Below are 16,681 nucleotides of genomic sequence, written 5' to 3'. Positions count from 1 at the left end.
GTGCCACGGTCCGGGATACGAATAGAAAGATTCCCTTGCATAATCCGCTGGCTGGTTTGGTTAATTAGCTCAACCCTTTTTGCTGTACTACGGCTCATCATAATGCCGCCAAGCATCGCCAGAGCGAAGGTAATTCCCATGCCAAAGTTTATCGCACGTTCGACGAGTTGCTTAACGGCCATAAATTCATTTACATCGCGGCCAACAAGCAGCCTTAGTCCACCAGGCACGATGAATACACGGGCACGAGCAGGCCGGGATTCTTCACCTGGCCACCCTAGATTCTCGCCAAGGGTGAAGTTTAGCCAGCCCTCCTGTACTTCTCCATCTTCAGGCCACTTACTTATATTACCGGCGAGCTTAATAAAGTCTCTGGCGGTAAATAAGTAAATAGCCTTGCCATTTGGGTCTCGCGCGACACGCTCCCGGATAACGCTGATTAAACCGTTGAGCCCTTGCCTTTGGTATTGCTCAGCAAGGCCTATAATTTCAGCCTCAATAGTTTCGTCGGTTTGGCTCGACATGTAGCCGGCAGTAGCCCAATAAATAAAACCCATCAGGATAAAGACAGATGTGGCGAACAGTACCATGTACATGATCGCCAATTGAAAGGTAGAGGTCCGAAGAAGACTAAGAATCTTCACTAAGAATGTATCCCGCGCCTCGAACTGTTTGTAGTAGTTGTTTCGGGAAGTCCTTATCGATCTTTGATCGTAAGCGGCTGATATGGACGTCGATCACATTGGTTTGTGGATCAAAATGATAATCCCAAACCTGCTCCAATAGCATAGTACGAGTCACCACTTGGCCTGCATGTTTCATCAGGTACTCTAGCAAGCGAAATTCGCGAGGTTGGAGGTCGATCTTTTCGCTACCGCGTTTGACAGAGCGGGCTAGCAAATCCATTTCAAGGTCGGCAACTTGCAGGTGAGTCACTTTCTCGGAGCCACTGGTTGCCCCGCGTCTGACTAATACTTCCAGGCGAGCAAGTAACTCAGTGTAGGAGAAAGGCTTGGTCAGATAATCGTCACCACCACCGCGTAAACCTTCAACACGATCATCTACGTCGCCTAGTGCACTAAGGATCAGTACAGGTGTTTGGTTACCGGTTGCGCGGATCGTTTTAATAATGGATAGACCATCCATTCCAGGCAACATGCGGTCGATAATCATAACATCATAGCTTTCACTGGCTGCCATTAATAAACCTTCTTTACCGTCGGCAGAATGATCTACAACGTTATCGTTTTCCTTGAGGCCATTGACTAAATAAGCCGCTACATCTTTATCATCTTCAATTACGAGTACGCGCATCTTAACCTCTGCTTGCTTGGGCTCTGAATTTCTTAATTCGCTCATAAGCGTCTTTTATTTCCCGAGTTTTTTCGGTGGCTATTTTCATCATTTCTTCTGGCAAGCCTTTCGAAACAAGTTTATCCGGGTGATGTTGACTAATCAGTCTACGATAGGCTTTCTTTAGTTCAGCATCACTGCAATTGCTCTGTACGCCTAGAGTTTCATAGGCAGCACTGATCATTTGTTCTTCGCTAACATGGCCTGACGTATCGTGCTCAAAGCCGGTAAACCGGTGCTGAGCTGTCATCATTGCCAGTAGTTGTTCAAAATTTCGTTTCTGGAAACCAAGGTGTTCGGCTACTTCAAGAAGCAGCTGGTGTTCATTTGGGTGTAATTCTCCGTCGGCAAGCGCGGTGGTTAGCTGTATCTCCATAAACATTCTAAGGAGATTGGTACGACGGCCGCAGACTCTCTTTAAGTCATCCATGGCAGCGATATAATCAAAATCTTCTTGCTTGCCTTGATTGAATAAATTGATTGCTGCTTTACGTTGCTCGTCCGTCAACTGCATCTTGCTCATGGTGTCTTGAGCAACTTGAATTTCGACTTGAGATACATGGCCGTCTGATTTTGCCAAACGCCCCATTATCGAAAATGTGGCAGCAAAAAAAGCCGCTTGTATTTCTTCCTGATTGCCACCAGAAAAGTTTTCGATATTGGCCATACCTTTATCGAAGCTATGACCAATAGCCGCGCCTAACAAAGCGCCTAAGGGGCCACCGCCAAATGCGAAGCCCAAGGCTCCACCGATTAATTTTCCCCACCAGTTCATTGTCTAAATCTATACCTTGCGTTAAAGCGCTATCTGCCTTTTGCAGTGAATATAAATATATAAACTTAGTGGATTTATATAACCAGTTAAATGTTCGTAACCCGCTTACTTATTGCTTTGGGAAAGCCATGAGAGTGAGGCGTCAGTGGTAGATGATGGTATATATTCGGCGCTGATATAGCCTGAGTAATTAAGCCTATCAAGTGCTTTGAAGATCTGCGAGAAGTTAAGCTCGCCGGTACCTGGCTCGTGTCGGCCGGGGTTATCGGCAAACTGGATATGGCCGATCTGGGCTTGGGCAGATCCTATCTTACGGATAATATCGCCATGCATGATTTGCATATGATAGATATCAAACTGGATCTTTACATTTTCTTCATTGACGTCCTCGAGTAGCTGCAGAGCTTTGTCTAATGTATCAATTATGAACCCAGGCATATCAACTTTACTGTTAATTGCTTCAACCATCAGTGTTATATTTTTTCTGGCAAGCGCTTGGGCAGCATATTTGACGTTAGCAACAAGTTTTTGCCAGTGTTGCTCGTCACTACAGTCAGGCTGTTTTAAACCTGATAAGCAATTAATCTGCTTAACCCCAAGTGTTTGCGCATATTCCAGCGCTGTTTCGAGCCCTTGTTTGAATTCATCCTCACGTCCGGGTAAGCCGGCGATACCTCTCTCTCCTGCATCCCAATTACCAGGCGGGAGATTGAATAGCACTTGTTCTAGCCCATTAGCATCGAGTGCCTCGGCAAGTTCTTTAGCGGGCCATTGATAGGGAAATAAGTACTCAACGTACTTAAAACCGGCTTTTGAGGCAGCCTCAAAGCGACTCATAAAAGGAAGTTCGGTAAATAGCATAGTGAGATTGGCGGCGAACTTGGGCATGCTTATATCCTTGCGATGAGTTTGCTAAAACACTTAACTAGTAGATTTCAGTTGAGTCTGGTTCATATGTTCTAGCTCAAGCAGTAGGCCGCTATGGTCGACATTTTCATTGCCATTAGCAACCAGAGATAGATAAGACTCATAAGTACGCTGAGATAGGGGCAGTGTCAGACCTTCGTTTCGCGCTTCATCAAGTATAGTTTTCAGGTCTTTAAGCTGGACACGAGAGGTCGCGCCTGGCTCAAAGTTTCGCTCTAGCATTCTTTGTCCATGTAATTCGAGAATACGGCTGGCAGCAAAGCCTCCACTTAGGGCTTCTCGTACGGCTTCAGGGTCCGCACCACCTTCGGAGGCTAATAACAGTGCTTCTGATACGGCGCCAATTGTGATGCCGACAATCGCTTGATTGGCCAGTTTGCATAGCTGGCCACTTCCGGTATCACCAATGTAAGTAGACTTCCCAAATGCCTGGAAGAGCTCTTGTGCTCGTTCGAATTGCTGCTTATCACCACCCGCCATAACAGATAAGGTGGCCGCCTGAGCACCTGCTGTACCGCCGGAAACTGGCGCATCCAGATAGTGACACTGATGCTGCTTTGCTAACTGGGCGTGCTTGCGAGCGGTAGAAGGCGGAATTGAGCTCATGTCGATAAATAAGCTATTCGGCTTCGCGCTTTGATAAGCTTGTGACTGATAGATAACCTGATCGACAATATCGCCATTTTCCAACATGCTGATAATAATTTCTGCTTGGCTAATCGCCTCGGCGGCGCTTGCACAAAGTTCGGCTTTATCGGCGAAATCTGCCATCTTCTCGGCAGTTCTATTCCATAGCAATAATTCGAAACCGGCATCCAGTAACTTTTGTGTCATTGGGTAGCCCATCAGGCCGATCCCAAGAAATGCGATCTTCATCTTTTCTCCTAAAACGAAAAAACCGCCCAAGTAGGCGGTTTATATATCGAGCCAAACCTTAATCTTCGATTAGGGCTTTAACCTTCTTCATTGCATTTTTTTCTAGTTGTCGAATACGTTCTGCAGAAACGCCGTACTCATCAGCGAGTTCATGCAAAGTCTTTTTATCTTCGGTCAACCAGCGCTTGGATAGAATATCGAAACTGCGTTCATCCAGAGTTTTTAAGGCTTCGTGTAAACGGGAATTTGCGTATTCAGTGCTGTCCAGCTTTTCCAGTCGACGAGCCGGGTTATGGCTATGATCTTCAATGAAATTAGCGGGAGCCTGATATGCGCTATCTTCGTCATCATCGGCGCCCATGTCGAAAGATGCATCGTGAGCACTTAAGCGACCTTCCATTTCTCGTACGACTTTTGGTTCTACACCGAGGTTCTCAGCTACGTCCTGAACTTCTTTATGAGTGAACCAAGCTAAACGTTTTTTGTTGCTGCGCAAATTGAAGAACATTTTACGCTGAGCTTTAGTCGTCGCAATTTTAACGATGCGCCAGTTTCGTAGAATGAACTCGTGAATTTCTGCCTTGATCCAATGTACAGCAAAAGAAACCAGGCGAACGCCATACTCAGGGTTAAAACGCTTAACAGCTTTCATCAAGCCTACGTTACCTTCCTGAATAAGGTCTGCCTGAGCCAAACCGTAGCCGGCATAGCTTTTAGCAATATGAATAACAAAGCGAAGATGAGACATAACCATATGGCGTGCAGCTTCAAGATCGTGTTCATCATGTAAACGATCAGCAAGCTTGCGTTCTTCTTCAACGCTCAGAATAGGGATACCATTCACGGCCTGAATGTATGACTCCAGGTTTGCGCCCGGGGTAAGCATATCTACGGGCTGTAAGCTTGTACCCATAATAAAACCTCCAACATTTATTCCGTAAGAATTTTAGTGTTCAATATTTTGCTCTGCTCAAATTTAGACAGCAGAACAAAGAAAAAGTTCCATACAGAAAAATTGTACATATATTAAGCAATCATAAAGTATTCTAAAGGGAGAAAAAAGAGTACTACTTTGAAAATTACTGTTGCAGAGACAAGATTAATAAAACTTAAGACTCAGCAATATAGGATTTCTACTTGATTAACTTGGTTCAATATCATCCAAATGTTTGCGTACTGCAAGCCAAGAGCTAAACCAGCCCAGCCCTGTCCCTATTAAGAATAACAATAGTGTAGATTCAAAACTCAGTGATGACAAACTAAAAGTGCTTTGATATGAGCTGGCCAATGCCTCAACCGGGCCATTAAGAATAGCGGTAATGATAATAAGCAGTATCCAGGCAACTAGACTGGCGCCAAAACCAAATAATACACCCATATATAGAAAGGGCCTACGAACGAAACCATCTGTTCCGCCAACGAGTTTAATTACAATAATTTCTTCTTTTTTGTTCTCGATTGCTAGGCGAATGGTATTCCCTAGCACCAGAATAACAACCAGTGCGAGCATTATTCCGATAACGCTTACTGCTTGCTGAAGCATATTAATGATCGACTGAAGCCGCTTTACCCAAACCACATCGAGTATCGCACTTTCGATTTCAGGAAGAGTAATTAGAGCATCTTTGAGCTGCTCAATATGCTCAATCGTATTTAGAGCATCTGATGGGCGAACAATAATGACATGCGGCAAGGGGTTGCTGTCTAAGTAGTCGATTGCATCGGCAAACTCGAAGCGTTCTTTAAAATTGCTCAGCGCGCTATCGTTATCGATAAACTGGCTGCTGGTGATACTCTTTCTTTTTGCAATATCGTCAGCAAGCCTTTGTCCATCAATAAGCGGCACGCCCTTTTTAAGTAGGAGCGTTATTTGTGCGCTGCCATCCCAATCTTCACCTAGTGATTCAATATTGCTTAAAAGGCTAGTCAACAAAGCTGGCAGAACCAGAGCTATGCCGAGCACTGCACAGGTAAAGAGACTGGCAATGGGTGTTTTTAGCAATGACAGCAGAGTCGCCTTAGCCACCTTTTTATGGTGTTCTATATAGTGGTTTGCAGCACTTGGCGGAGGAGCCGGTCGAGCGCCTGAAGATTTGGGTAGCTCAGCCATTAGTCATCTGCTCCAGCAAATTGAGAACGTGAGTCGATCAGACTTCCTTGCTGAAGCGAGATTACGCGATAGTGCATATGATGAATCAATGCCAAGTCGTGGCTCGCTATCAGTACCGTGACGCCGACTTGATTGAACTCGCTAAACAAGTTCATGATTTCGGCTGAAAGCTCGGGGTCGAGGTTTCCGGTTGGTTCATCGGCTAACAAAACGGGAGGTTTATTGACAACGGCTCTGGCAATACCGATACGCTGTTGTTCACCGCCTGAGAGCTGAATGGGTGTCATTTTCTCTTTTGAAAGCAAACCGACTTTATCTAATGCGGCACGTACTCGACGCCCGATATCGCGCGGGTTCATTCCCGAAATTTCTAAGGGAAGCGCAACGTTGTCGTAAACACTGCGATCAAATAACAAGCGATGATTTTGAAAAACAACGCCGACATGACGCCGGTAATAAGGAATTTGCCGCTTTGGGATGCGCATAAGGTCTTGCTCACCCACAGTGACCTTTCCTTCACTGGCTCTTTCCATCAACATAATCAGCTTAAGCAGTGTACTTTTACCTGCGCCGGAATGGCCTGTTAAAAAGGCCATTTCACCACGCGCCATTGAAAAGCTTACGTCATTAAGTGCTTCATGGCCGTCGCTATAACGCTTGGTGACATTCTCAAAATGTATCATTATTTAGTAGGCCTATTGACTTGAGCTGAGATCTTATCGACAGAGATTTATGCTTGTTCGTCGAATAAAGCAGCAACAAACTCATCCGCCTCAAAGGGGCGTAAATCATCTATTTGCTCACCAACACCAATAAAGCGAATCGGTAGACCTAACTGTTTAGCGATAGCGAAAATGATCCCGCCTTTTGCCGTACCGTCCAGCTTGGTTAAGCTGATACCACTTACACCAACTGCTTGTTGGAATACTTGGGCTTGGCTAAGTGCGTTTTGGCCTGTACCGGCATCGAGAACCAACATCACTTCGTGGGGGGCGGTATCGTCAACTTTCTGCATAACTCGGACAACTTTTTCAAGCTCGCTCATTAGGTTGTCTTTGTTTTGAAGGCGGCCAGCGGTATCGGCGATTAGAATATCAACCCCTTTAGACTTAGCCGATTCAACTGCATCGAATATGACTGATGCACTGTCGGCGCCGGTGTGTTGGGCAACAACAGGCACATTGTTGCGCTCACCCCAAACCTGTAGCTGTTCAACTGCTGCAGCTCTGAAGGTATCGCCTGCTGCTAACATGACAGAATGTCCCTGGCTCTGGAAACGCTTGGCCATTTTGCCAATAGTGGTTGTTTTACCCACGCCGTTGACACCCACAACAAGAATGACAAAAGGAGAGTCACCAGTCTTTATTTCTAAAGGTGAATGGCTAGCTTTAAGCAGACCGCTTAGTTCGTCCTTGAGTACAGCGTGCAGGCTATCGGCGTCCTTCAGTTCTTTTCGGTCGGCACTTTCGGTAATTTTATTGATAATTTCAGAAGTCGCTTCAATACCAACGTCAGCAGTTAGAAGTAGTGTTTCTATATCTTCAAGCAGCTCGTCGTCGATCTGCTTTTTGCCCATGATGAGTTCGCTTAAACCACCCGATAGGCGGCCTCGTGTGCGGCTCAAGCCAGACTTAATTCTGCCAAAAAAGCTTTTTGGCTCTGGCTCTGGCTCTGGCTCTGGCTCTGGCTCTGGCTCTGGCTCTGGCTCTGGCTCTGGCTCAGGTGCTGGTTCCGGTTCTGGTTTTGGCGCTGGTGTTGGTTCAGGCTCAGGTGCTGCTTCCGGTTCGGCTGAAGTCAGCGCAGACTCATTCAGCGGGCGAACCGTTTTAGTTTCGGGGTGTGCTTGGCGCTCAACCTTCTTTGGTTTGGTTTGGTTATGTCTGGCGCGAATCAGATCGATTGCTATTAGGAGTGCAATGACGCCAAGGGTGACCAAAGAGTATAAAATTTCTGTTTGCATAATATGAACAACTTAAGGTATTTGATTCATGCCGTTATAATTTCTCTTTGAAAAAGATCGCAACGGCGAGGCTAAAATTCACTTACAATGCACGGATCCGTCTAAACAAGCGAGCTTTTTCGAGTGCTTTGGATAATATGCATGACATAACAGGAAATTCTAATGCCAGCCAGGATTAAAAAAAACCATCGAGGACAAAAATCTCGGCCATATGGTAAAAATAATCGTATAGATAGCTCGCAAACGGGCTCTTTTCGCATTATTGGCGGTGAATGGCGTAGTCGTCGATTAAACTTTCCGGCGCTTGAAGGTCTTCGCCCAACGACAGACCGAGTGAAAGAGACGGTGTTTAATTGGTTAATGCCTTATCTACCCGGCGCCCGAGTATTGGATTTATTTGCTGGCAGTGGTTCTTTAGGCCTCGAGGCGCTTTCACGCGGCGCTGGTGAGCTATGCTCTATTGAGAAAAGTAGTCAGGCAGCCTCGAGCCTTAAGGAAAACTACGCGCTATTAGGGGGGGCTGCTGAGCGAGCTGTGGTGGAGTGCCTCGACGCATTGACTTGGCTTCAAGCGAGTCCAAAACAACAAGGTGCCTTTGATATACTCTTTCTCGATCCACCCTTTCGCAAAGGCTTACTTACAGAGACTTTAGCACTTATCGAGGAGTCAGAGATACTCGCTAAAGGGGCGGTGATTTATCTGGAGCAGGAAAAAGAAGGCGTTTTACCTGCAATTCCGAAAGATTGGCAACTGATGAAAGAAAAGGTCGCCGGGCAAGTCAGTTATCAATTGTATCAACGACAAGCTAGCGACCAGATCTGATCTAGGCTTTTGCAGCACTTAGAGAGTAATGTCTTAAACTTTTGGCAAATTCTTCGAGGCTTTCGATGCCGCTTTTTTCAGCTTGTTTACACCATTCAGAAAGCTCGTTTAACTTTTCTTGAAAGCGGCTACCGGGGTGTTTTTTCCAAATATCTTGAAGAGCCTGGCTCATCTCATAAATGGTCTTGATCATCACGTCGTGGTCAAGCATTTCATTGATTCGGCTTTTCTCAGTACTTTTAACCAAATTTTCTTCTCTAACGAGAAGCTTCTTGGCCTTTTTAAACATAATTTTTTCTTGTTCCTGCATCTTGGCTTTTTGTGCTTGGATAACCGGAATCATGACATTCTTATGGTATTGGGATAAAACATAAAAGCGATTGTGGATAATTGCCATCACCGTATCCTTATCAAGCTCCAGCTTGTGACTGTCTTTTATTGGCTTAGGTGGGATATTGCGTGCTTTTGCTAAACCAAGGGCGCTTAATATTCTGATATAAAACCAGCCGATGTCGAATTCCCAGGGTTTAACAGATAGCTTGGCGGAGTTGGGATAAGTGTGGTGATTATTGTGAAGTTCTTCGCCACCAATAAAAAAGCCCCAGGGGCTGATGTTACGGGAGGCATCTTTACACTCAAAGTTCCGGTAGCCGATTGCATGGCCGACACCATTGATAACACCCGCAGCAAATACCGGGATCCACATCATTTGAATCGCCCAAATGGTAATACCTGCCAGGCCGAAGAAGAAAATATCGATAGCGCCCATCAGTACTACACCTTTCATCTTATGAGGGGTATAGATCTTGTTTTCTAACCAATCATCAGGTGTTCGCTGACCGTAGCGCTTTAAGGTTTCGGCATTGGCAGCCTCTTCTTTATAGAGCTCAGCACCCGTTAGTAGAACTGTTTTTAGGCCTTTCGCAACAGGGCTATGTGGGTCTTCATCTGTCTCACATTTTGCGTGGTGTTTCCGGTGAATAGCGGTCCACTCTTTGGTATTTTGAGCACTACTCAGCCATATCCAGAAACGGAAGAAGTGTTTAAGTGCAGGATGCAGGTCGAGAGCGTTGTGAGCTGAGTGTCTGTGTAGATAAAGTGTGACGCTGGCGATGGTGATTTGAGTCAGAATTATCGTTGCAATGACTTTCTGCCCAACACTTAAATCGAGAATACCGTTTATCCACCAGTCAAACATTTACTTCACCTCACTCCTATAAATTCTAGCTGACACGCGTTAGTTTTATATGCTATCACAAACAATGATATTTTAGAGTATGACAGCTCGTTTATTGCACAATAACTTCGTGCTTTTTTAACACGAGATGCTGAAACTGATCTATCTTTGCGCACCATCCTTCTTTTAGCCAGGTTGTCGAAACCTTTTCCAATATGATTGCAGGCCCTATTATGGTTTCACCTTCTTTGATCGCTTCTCGCTGAAGAATTGTCACTTCTTTTTCTATCGAAGGAAGTTGAATGACTTGTGTGGTGGCATCATTTTGCACTTCAGTACATATAACATCATTACTTTGCTGAGTTTCAATTGTCAGACTAAGGCAAACATTCACGAGCTCAACCGCGGTATTAGTGAGTTGGTGCCCATAGTGTTGTTGATGGCTGTGATGAAATAAGTCTGCAATATTGCGGGTTTGATCTGCAGAAAAGGGGATATTCAGAGTGAAGCTCTGGCCTTGGTAACGAAGATCCAAAGAGCGTTCTGATCGGATAGTTTGCCTGCCTACTTGTTCTAATTTTAGTTCTTTCGTTCCTTGTGACTCGAGACCTTCAAACAGCTGTTCCAGTTGGTGATGGGAAATATCATCTAACTGAATAATATGTGTCTTGGTAAATTGCCGTTGTTTTTGAGCTTTGAGCATGCCGTAGGCCGAGAGGACACCACTATTCTGGGGAATTATGGCACTTTTCATATTGAGTTTTTCAGCTAAGGAACAGACATGCAGACCCCCAGCGCCGCCAAAGCAACATAAGGTAAAGTCATTAGGGTTGTGCCCTTTCTGAATAGAAATGGCATGAAGGGCTTTTACCATTTGTTGTTCCGCAAGTTCTATGATTCCTTCTGCCAATTGAAGCCTGCTCATTTGTAGTTTGCTGGCTAGCGTGTCTAGCGCGCTCTCTGCTGAGGCTATATCAAGAGACATACCGCCACCTAAGAAAGCATCTGCACGTATGCGCCCTAGAACTAGATTGGCATCGGTCACAGTTACTTGAGTTCCGCCTTTGTTGTAACAAACTGGGCCAGGTGCGGAACCCGCAGATTGAGGGCCGACGTGTAGCATATTTCCTTCGTCTATCCAGGCAATAGAGCCGCCGCCAGCACCGATGGTTTCCATTTTTAACATTGGTATCGCGACCGGCCAATCATTAATGCTACCTTCATCGCTTAGTTCAAAGTTGCCATCCATTAAGGCGACGTCGGTTGATGTGCCGCCCATATCAAAACTCATGATCTTGGGTAAGTGACACTGTTCACCGATATGACGAACGGCGGCTAATCCGCCAGCCGGGCCGGATAAAAGCAGATTTACAGATCGTAAAGCGGCTTGTTCAGCAGCAATGGTTCCCCCTGAAGATTGCATGATTGAGACAGGGCAGCCGTTTAGTTGCTCGATCAAGTGATCAATATAGTTTTTTACTTTTGGGCCAAGGGATGCATTTAACCAGGTTGCTATACCACGTTCGTACTCTTTATATTTTGGTAAAACAAAAGATGAGCGCGAGACGAAATAGTCACCTTCCAGGGCTTTTTGAATGCGTAGCTCTTCATCATCATTGATAAAGGAAAATAAGAGATTTATCGCAATAGCTTCTGGTTTTAAGTCATTAACTTTTTGCTTAAGGGCTTCAATATCGTCATCAGATAAAGGTCTTATTAACTTTCCCTCGGAATCACGTCGGGTTTCTATTTCTAAGCAAAGCTCGCTTGGAACAGGAGGAATGGGTGGTTTGGCATTGAGGTTATAGAGTTCTTTGCGAGCTTGGCGGCCGATGCTCAGGATATCGCCAAAACCATTATTGGTGATATAGACGGTACGAGCACCTTTTCGTTCAAGCGCTGCATTGGTAGCTACCGTACTTCCATGAATAATACAAAGCTGTTTATTATCGACAGCTGAGTTTAAACCTAGTTCTTCTATTCCCTGCAAGATTGCTTGAGCAGGGTTTGAAGGGGTTGATAGTACTTTATGAATACGCACTTCTTGTTCAGTGAGCAAGACAAAGTCGGTAAAAGTGCCTCCGGCATCAACACCTAAGTACAGGATTTCATCCTCATCGCTTAAAGAAGATTTGGGATTGTGAAGCTTAGGGGAATTGGACACTTGCCTTTCCTTTGTATCAAAATGCGTGATTTGTTCTATCTATGAGGAGCCAAGTTTGCCTGAATTGCCAGAAGTAGAAACCTCTCGCCGGGGCATTGAGCCTTATATCAAGGGGCATAAAATCTTATCTATCAAGATCTATCAGCAAGCTTTGCGTTGGCCTGTTTCTAATGAACTCTATGAAATGACAAACCAGCCGGTTAGTGATGTTCTCAGGCGAGGTAAGTATATAATCATCTGTGTCCCTGACGGAAGTATACTGCTGCATTTAGGTATGTCTGGGAGTTTGCGTATAGTCGACGAGAGGACGCCACGGATAAAACATGATCATGTTGAATTCCACCTTTCCTGTGGAAAAATACTGCGCTTTAACGATCCGCGAAGGTTTGGCAGCATACTATGGTCTTCCAATTGGCAAGCGCATCCTTTAATTGCTTCTTTGGGGCTTGAACCTCTAAATGAGGAGTTCGACGGAGCGTATCTTCATCAAGCTGCCAAAAAGAGAAAACAAGCGGTTAAACAGTTCCTGATGAATAGTAAGCTCGTTGTTGGTGTTGGCAATATTTATGCAAACGAAGCTTTGTTCAAAGCGGGCATCTCTCCTATTCGCTCAGCCTCTCAAATCTCTTTAAAGCGCTATAACTTGCTTGCAGATACCATCAAAGAGGTCTTGCGTAAGTCCATCAAACAAGGAGGTACAACTCTAAAAGACTTTGTGGGAAGTGATGGAAAGCCAGGATACTTTAAGCAAGAGCTGAATGTGTATGGCCGAGGGGGTGAAGCCTGTGTCGAGTGTGGACAAGCGCTAAAGGAAATCAGGCAAGGTAATCGTGCAACGGTGTACTGTTCACAGTGTCAAAAATAATCTATTCGCCCGATTCGACAGTGGAGATATTGTGTCTATACTGAAATCAATGACAGATTTCAGGCATTTGTTCAGTAAGCTTAGGCTATTCAAGCAAACACCAGATACTGAACACTATGTGAAAGGCACCCAAGGAGACAAGTTCATGTACAGCCAATTTACCAAAGCCCTAAAAGTTATTATGTTCAGCCTTGTGTTGGCGCTACCCGCGACGGGCTGGTCAAACACGATTGAAGAAACGCCTTCAGCCGTTGCGATGACCGGCGACGCCTTGTTTGTAAGACCCGTAATGATTGCGACAACTATCTTAGGTGCAGCAATCTTTATCGTTTCTTCACCATTTTCTGCCTTAGGTGGTAATGTTGAGGAGTCCTTCGATGAACTGGTGGCTGGGCCTTTTAATACAGCGTTTATCCGCTGCTTAGGTTGTACAATGACCGGTCGTAAAGTCAGCGCGATAGTTTCCCAGGAAGAAGAATAAGCTTCACTTCTTCTTTCAAATAAAAAAGGCTGGTGTGATACCAGCCTTTTTTATTTCTATTCAAACTAGTTTAGTTTGATGCCTTTTGAATAAGCGCTTTCCAGTCAAAGCTCTGATCGCCTAAGGCGTGAAAGAATGGATTTAAAATATCTGCTTTCTGGTTGTAAGTGAGAGGTTTTAGATCGATATCGAGGATTTCACCGCCCGCAGCATTGAGTACGGCGTGTGCAGCAGCAGTATCCCACTCGCTTGTGAGCGCTAAGCGCGGATACCAATGAGCCGTTCCTTCCGCAATGGCACAGATTTTCAGTGAACTACCCATGCTGACTAAATTAATATCGTCAAATACCTCAGCGACATGCTTAAGAAGTTCATCCAAGGCTTCAGCTCCGTGGCGCCTGCTACCAACAACAGCCAGTGTGTCCTGAGTATTGACTGCGCTCACCTTAAGCTCAGTCTTAGCACCTTTTTCTTCTTTCCAGGCTCCTTGCCCTTTTAATCCGTAATACAGTGTTTGTGTAACAGGAACGTAGACAAGCCCCAGAATAGCTTCACCGTCTTCGATCAAAGCAATATTGACGGTAAACTCGCCATTTTTATTAATAAATTCTTTAGTACCGTCTAAAGGGTCAACCAGCCAATAACGCTGCCATGAAGAGCGCTCAGAAAACTGAGGCATACCACCTTCTTCAGAAAGAACAGGGTAGTTTAGAGCTAAGCTTGTTAAGCCTTGGTCTATCACCATATGAGCGGCGTGGTCAGCTTTGGTAACCGGAGAGTCATCGGCCTTGTTCTCAACTTCGATTGGCGAATCGGAGTTATAAACTTCGAGAATAGCCTCGCCCGCATCGATAACGATTTTCTTTAAATCTGGTAAAAGTTGTACTAGCTCATTCATGAGGGTTTGTAATATCCAATATAAAGTGTGTTGAAATAGTTGGCTTCGGCTAATAACTCTTAGAGGAGTGTTTGTGTGAACAGATTCCGAGCGCTAGAATAGCCGTTTTACGACAGTATAGAGAGTTTCATGATCGACTGGAATCAGATAGAAACAGTTTTCTTCGATATGGACGGTACGCTACTAGACCTCCATTTCGATAACTACTTTTGGCTAGAATATTTGCCAAAGCGTTATACGGAGCTGAAGAGCCTTAGTCATGACGATGCAGTGAAGTCGCTTCATGCTATGTACGAAGCACATCATGGTTCCCTAAACTGGTACTGTCTCGATTTCTGGTCTGATGCGCTCAACGTCGATATTGTGGAACTAAAGAAAGAAGTAAGTAATAAAATTGCGTATCGACCTCATGTTAAGGAATTCCTGGGAGCCGTCAAAAATATGCCTGTAGAGATGGCCATCCTTACCAATGCCCATCAAGGTAGTATTAGTGTCAAGCTTGAGCAAACCGACTTGGCTGACTTCTTTGACGAGATCATTTGTTCTCACGATTATGGCTTGGCTAAAGAACAGTCTGACTTCTGGCAGCGACTTCATAAGGCAAGGCCCTTTGATAAAGAAAAAACAGCTTTCTTTGATGATAATGAGGCGGTACTTGCCGCTGCAAAAGAATTTGGTATTAAGCACTTATATTCAATTGCCCAGCCTGATAGCCAGAAGCCTGACAGAGAGCAAGGAGATTTTCCCTTAGTTCGTGACTTTAGAGACTTGTTGTAAATGAGTACAGACGCAAAAGTAAGAATTGATAAGTGGCTTTGGGCTGCTCGCTTCTTCAAGACCAGAAGCTTGGCGAAAGAGGCAATTGATGGTGGTAAGGTGCATTATAATCAACAACGCTGTAAACCTGGTAAGACAGTTGATATCGGTGCAGAACTAACCATTCGCCAGGGTTGGTTTGATAAGGTCGTTATTGTTGAAGGTTTAAGTGATCGCAGAAAAAATGCGAGCTTGGCTCAAGAACTCTATCGTGAGACAGAAGAAAGTATTGTAAAAAGAGAGGAGGCGCTGGCGGAACGAAAGCAAGCAATGGCAGGCCTACCCGCACCTTTTAAAAGGCCAAATAAACGCGACCGCCGACGCATTCACCGTTTTAAGAATATAAATTCAGAATCTGAATGAGCTCTATCTTTAATGTGATAAGACTCGAAGTAACAGGATATATACATGATTGATCAAGATACTTTCCAGAAGTTCCTTTTTGAAGAGCTGCAAATTCGAGGTGAGTGGGTACGCTTAGGAGAGAGCTTCCAGCAGGCGAGCAAAAACATGTCTTACCCTTCAGAAGTTAAAGCGCTCCTGGGTGAAACGATCGCAGCCTCAGTTCTGCTAACCGGAACCTTGAAGTTTGATGGTCGTCTGTCTATTCATGCGCGAGGTGAAGGGGCGCTAAGTTTGTTGATGGCAGAAACGACGAACCTGAAGACCTTTAAAGGGGTTGCGCATTGGCAAGGTGACATTGAAGAAGGTCTGCCGTTAAAAGATTATTTAGGCAATGCGCAGTTAGTGATTACCATCGACCCTGATCGAGGAAACCGCTATCAGGGGATCGTCCCCTTAGAGCGTGAAACACTGTCTGAGTGTTTAGAGCAGTACTTTGAAATGTCTGAACAGCTCGATACCTATATGTTACTAGGTGCTGATGAGCTAGGTTGCTATGGCTTAATGTTACAAAAACTACCAGGCTATAGAGAAATTGAAGATCAGGATGCATGGGACAGGGTGACCCAACTGGCTAAGACATTGTCCTCAGAAGAACTCGTGAGCACAGATAATGAAACCTTGCTGGTGCGACTATTCCACGAAGAAAAAGTGATTACTTATCAATCTGAGCCAGTACAGTTTAAATGTTCGTGTTCCAAAGAGCGCACGGCGGCATCAATTCAAAGCTTAGGAAAAGAAGAAGCGCTGGATATACTGGAGCATGAAGCCGAGATTACAGTAGATTGTCAATTTTGTGCTGCACGTTACACTTTTGATCGGACAGATGTACAAAATTTATTCGATCTAGGCGAGCCCCATTAGGCTTATTTGTTTGAATAAGGTGAAAATATTACATATAAGCCTTATGCAAGTTCTAATCTGAAAATCTATCGCCTTTGCATGTTTTAAAGTGAACAAAAATGACTTGCTTCTAAATTTAGTCGTTTTTTGTACAACAATTTGGCATAATGGCGCCCCAAATTTTTCCAGGCTCTGTTTTAGAAAAAGCTAAA

Annotated in this window: 17 protein-coding genes and 1 pseudogene; 6 read left to right on the top strand and 12 right to left on the bottom strand. The window is 44.8% G+C overall.

Translation table 11 applies throughout. The features are described 5' to 3' along the window. From A3756_RS25315 to ftsY, 9 genes and pseudogenes are all read right to left on the bottom strand, one after another. Positions 1-644: pseudogene (locus A3756_RS25315) on the bottom strand (two-component sensor histidine kinase); the annotation flags it as partial. Further along, a complete protein-coding gene (locus tag A3756_RS25310; RefSeq protein WP_304438941.1) occupies positions 631-1,359 on the bottom strand; it encodes a response regulator transcription factor in 729 nt (242 codons plus the stop codon). The gene A3756_RS25310 and the pseudogene A3756_RS25315, both read right to left, overlap by 14 nt. Next, entirely contained in the window at positions 1,316-2,128 is an 813-nt protein-coding gene (gene djlA / locus A3756_RS25305; protein WP_068554994.1) for a co-chaperone DjlA, read from the bottom strand. Before djlA ends, A3756_RS25310 begins: the two co-directional genes overlap by 44 nt. Positions 2,129-2,233: 105 nt before the next feature. Further along, entirely contained in the window at positions 2,234-3,016 is a 783-nt protein-coding gene (hyi, locus tag A3756_RS25300) for a hydroxypyruvate isomerase (protein WP_068506576.1), read from the bottom strand. Positions 3,017-3,049: 33 nt separating this feature from the next. Continuing rightward, a complete protein-coding gene (locus A3756_RS25295; RefSeq protein ID WP_068506579.1) occupies positions 3,050-3,931 on the bottom strand; it encodes an NAD(P)-dependent oxidoreductase in 882 nt (293 codons plus the stop codon). 58 nt (positions 3,932-3,989) lie between these two features. Then, positions 3,990-4,844: an RNA polymerase sigma factor RpoH gene (gene rpoH, locus A3756_RS25290; RefSeq protein WP_068506581.1), complete on the bottom strand. Its 855-nt coding sequence runs from the start codon at positions 4,842-4,844 to the stop codon at positions 3,990-3,992. 228 nt (positions 4,845-5,072) lie between these two features. Further along, positions 5,073-6,041 (bottom strand): permease-like cell division protein FtsX, encoded by a 969-nt coding sequence (gene ftsX / locus A3756_RS25285; protein WP_068506583.1) that lies wholly within the window; start codon positions 6,039-6,041, stop codon positions 5,073-5,075. Further along, positions 6,041-6,724: a cell division ATP-binding protein FtsE gene (gene ftsE / locus A3756_RS25280; protein WP_068506585.1), complete on the bottom strand. Its 684-nt coding sequence runs from the start codon at positions 6,722-6,724 to the stop codon at positions 6,041-6,043. Before ftsE ends, ftsX begins: the two co-directional genes overlap by 1 nt. Before the next feature lie 47 nt (positions 6,725-6,771). Continuing rightward, positions 6,772-8,001, bottom strand: coding sequence for a signal recognition particle-docking protein FtsY (gene ftsY / locus A3756_RS25275; RefSeq protein WP_068554992.1), 1,230 nt, complete (start codon positions 7,999-8,001; stop codon positions 6,772-6,774). A 162-nt stretch (positions 8,002-8,163) separates the two neighbouring features. Here ftsY and rsmD point away from each other — a divergent pair, with 162 nt between their 5' ends. Beyond that, complete coding sequence (gene rsmD / locus A3756_RS25270) at positions 8,164-8,823, top strand: 16S rRNA (guanine(966)-N(2))-methyltransferase RsmD (RefSeq protein WP_082865499.1); 660 nt, start codon at positions 8,164-8,166, stop codon at positions 8,821-8,823. Position 8,824: 1 nt separating this feature from the next. On the opposite strand, the gene A3756_RS25265 is transcribed toward rsmD, so the two are convergent. Next, entirely contained in the window at positions 8,825-10,021 is a 1,197-nt protein-coding gene (locus A3756_RS25265; RefSeq protein WP_068508775.1) for a fatty acid desaturase, read from the bottom strand. A gap of 91 nt (positions 10,022-10,112) precedes the next feature. Continuing rightward, positions 10,113-12,164: a hydantoinase/oxoprolinase family protein gene (locus A3756_RS25260; protein WP_231872335.1), complete on the bottom strand. Its 2,052-nt coding sequence runs from the start codon at positions 12,162-12,164 to the stop codon at positions 10,113-10,115. Between the two features lie 55 nt (positions 12,165-12,219). Between A3756_RS25260 and mutM the strand changes: the two genes are divergently transcribed. Continuing rightward, the gene (gene mutM, locus A3756_RS25255; protein WP_068508774.1) at positions 12,220-13,029 is read left to right on the top strand and encodes a bifunctional DNA-formamidopyrimidine glycosylase/DNA-(apurinic or apyrimidinic site) lyase; all 810 of its coding nucleotides are present in this window, start codon (positions 12,220-12,222) and stop codon (positions 13,027-13,029) included. A 31-nt stretch (positions 13,030-13,060) separates the two neighbouring features. Next, entirely contained in the window at positions 13,061-13,510 is a 450-nt protein-coding gene (locus A3756_RS25250; RefSeq protein ID WP_231875638.1) for a hypothetical protein, read from the top strand. 70 nt (positions 13,511-13,580) lie between these two features. Here the strand turns inward: A3756_RS25250 and cysQ are convergent, their stop codons facing one another. Then, entirely contained in the window at positions 13,581-14,408 is an 828-nt protein-coding gene (gene cysQ / locus A3756_RS25245) for a 3'(2'),5'-bisphosphate nucleotidase CysQ (RefSeq protein WP_068554990.1), read from the bottom strand. Positions 14,409-14,537: 129 nt separating this feature from the next. Here cysQ and yrfG point away from each other — a divergent pair, with 129 nt between their 5' ends. Genes yrfG through hslO form a run of 3 tightly spaced genes read left to right on the top strand, consistent with a single transcriptional unit; the run spans position 14,538 to position 16,490 of the window. Then, positions 14,538-15,185, top strand: coding sequence for a GMP/IMP nucleotidase (gene yrfG, locus A3756_RS28405; protein WP_068508769.1), 648 nt, complete (start codon positions 14,538-14,540; stop codon positions 15,183-15,185). Further along, positions 15,186-15,587: a ribosome-associated heat shock protein Hsp15 gene (gene hslR / locus A3756_RS28400; protein WP_068508767.1), complete on the top strand. Its 402-nt coding sequence runs from the start codon at positions 15,186-15,188 to the stop codon at positions 15,585-15,587. It abuts the gene before it with no gap. Between the two features lie 45 nt (positions 15,588-15,632). Further along, the gene (gene hslO / locus A3756_RS25230) at positions 15,633-16,490 is read left to right on the top strand and encodes an Hsp33 family molecular chaperone HslO (protein ID WP_068554988.1); all 858 of its coding nucleotides are present in this window, start codon (positions 15,633-15,635) and stop codon (positions 16,488-16,490) included. Positions 16,491-16,681 lie beyond the last annotated feature (191 nt).

The organism is Oleiphilus sp. HI0086, from assembly GCF_001635225.1.
The sequence above is the reverse complement of the archived record's forward strand: the minus strand, read 5'-3'. Positions and strand labels throughout refer to the sequence as shown.